At 64.3% G+C, this 2,470-nt stretch carries 1 protein-coding gene; it reads right to left on the minus strand.

The features are described from left to right. Positions 1-2,459: amino acid adenylation domain-containing protein (locus GC106_RS46935; protein ID WP_312873462.1), on the minus strand; the 2,459-nt coding region annotated here is incomplete at its 3' end. Positions 2,460-2,470: the final 11 nt, after the last annotated feature.

A 2,470-nucleotide genomic window follows, 5' to 3' on the forward strand; every position in this document is an offset into this window, starting at 1 on the left:
TGACCACCCAACCCGAAAAAATCATCATCCACACCAACACCACCCACACCCAACACCTCACCAAACAAACCACACAACACCACCTCAACCGGAGACACACCCCCACCACCCACAACCCGCGACACCACCGGAACCGGCAAACCACGCCGATCCAGCTTCCCATTGGGAGTCAACGGAACGGAGTCGATAACGGTGATTGTCGACGGCACCATGAACTCCGGCAGACGGCTGCCGAGCCAGGCGCGGAGGGTCGTGCCGATCGCCTCGTGGCCGGGCGTTCCCATCGGGTCGTTCACCAGTGGTGTCTCGTCCTCAGCGGACGGCCGGTACAGACCGGTCACAGGCGTGCGGAGTGTCCCTGGCAAGAGTACGGCGTCGAACAGGGCCGGCCCGTCAGCCGACCATGTGGCCAGAACAGTGAGCCCATTGACCTCACCCCAGGTGACGATGTTCTCGGGGTCGATTGCCGACGATGAGTCGTCGAGCTCGCGGGTGATCCGGGCGTTGGGCATACCGGTCAGGCGAAGGGCCCCGTCCACCGCGCCGATCTCGTCGAGAGCCGTGAAGTCCTTCTCCCAGACCAACTCAGGTGCGTCCGCGACCGACAACACGTCCGCTGGCTGTTTGTGCAACACCACTTCGTATCGGTGCCGGGACAGTTCGTTGTGGGCCGCACCGCGCTTCAGGCGGACTTCCACCGCCGCACCGAACTGCGTGAAGAAGCCTGGCGACACGGCCAGTTCCTTCATCCGTGCCATCTCGAGGTCCAACGTCTCGGTGTCGGCTTCCTCACCGGTTCGGTAACGATGGATGGCGGCGTGCAGTGTCCTCGCGGTGTCCAGGTTCCGCACGTCGCCGACAAAGATCCGGCCACCGGGGACAAGCAGGTCCCATGCCTTGCCGATGACGTCGGCAAGGTACTGCCCGCTGGGGAAGTACTGCGCGACCGAGTTCAGCACGATGGTGTCGAAAAGCCCTGACGGCAACCCGTCGACACTATCCGCCGCCTGACACCGCAACACGACACGATCAGCCAATCCCGCAGCTTCGACCTGACCGGCCAACCGGTCGACCACCGCGGCCGAAAAGTCGGTACCCCAGTACACCTCACAAGTGGGCGCCAGTTTCGACAGCAGTAGTCCCGAACCGACACCGATCTCCAGCACTCTGCGGGGGCTGTAGGAGCGGATCATCGACAACGCGGCGGATCGCCACTCGCGCATCTCGTCGAGCGGAATCGGTTCTCCCGAATAGGAGCTGTTCCAGCCCTCGAAGTCCTCGCCGAAACCGTGTTCGGCCACCCGTGAGTAGACCGAGTCGTAGGTTTCCCGCCATTCGCCGACGTGTGTTTCGGATCGGGCGTGCGACGCCGGGACGACGTAACCGGCGAGGCTCGACTCACGCATGATCACCACGGCCTGCTCGACCAGCGGGTGTTCACGCAGCGCGGACTCGACCTCGCCCGGCTCGATCCGGAATCCCCGCAGCTTCACCTGATCATCCACCCGGCCAAGGAACTCCAACTGCCCCTCAGCGTTCCACCGCACCAGATCACCCGTGCGATACAACCGCGAGCCCCCCGAACCGAACGGATTCGCCACGAACCGGCCCGCCGTCAGACCCGCACGCCGCAAATAACCACGAGCGAGCAAGCTTCCGCCGACGTAGAGCTCACCAGGTGTGCCCGGCGCGACCAGCCGCAGCCGATCGTCGAGCACGTGGACCTGGGCGTTGATCACTGGCCCGCCGATTGGTGCGGATCCGCCGGCCAAGGCGTCGCTCATGGTGGCGCAGACCGTCGTCTCCGTCGGACCGTAAGCGTTGATCAACCGGCGTCCGTCAGCCCACAGCTTGGCCAGGTCAACCGGCAACTTTTCACCAGCGACCACAACGGTCGACAGCTCGGGCAATTCACCGGCCGGAAGTGTCGCCAGGATCGACGGCGGCAGAGTGACGTGCGTGACGCGTTCAGCGGCCAGTGCCTGAGCAAGGGAGTCACCGACCAACTTGCCCTCGTCCGCCACGACGAGTGTGGCGCCGGACGCCAATGCCATCACCAGTTCCCACACCGAAGCGTCGAAACTCGGCGACGCGAACTGCAGAACGCGGCAACCCGGTTCCACGCCCAAGTGTTCCCGGTGTGACACCGCCAGGCTCGCGAAGCCGCTGTGCGACACCACGACCCCCTTGGGCACACCCGACGACCCAGACGTGTAGATCACGTACGCGGCCGAGGACGGACGTGACGAAATCCCTGGATCCGTTGCCGGGTAACCCGATCGGTCAATCGCCATGGTCAAGTCGTCGAGTACGAGCACCGGCTGGGCGTCCTCGACCATGAAAGCCAGCCGCTCATCCGGATACGCCGGATCCAACGGCAAAAACGCACCACCAGCCTTCACCACACCCAACACAGCCACAACCACATCAACCGAACGCGACAACCGAAGCCCCACCACCGACTCAGCCA

It is taken from the genome of Kibdelosporangium persicum, assembly GCF_013280595.1.
Lineage (GTDB): Bacteria > Actinomycetota > Actinomycetes > Mycobacteriales > Pseudonocardiaceae > Kibdelosporangium > Kibdelosporangium persicum.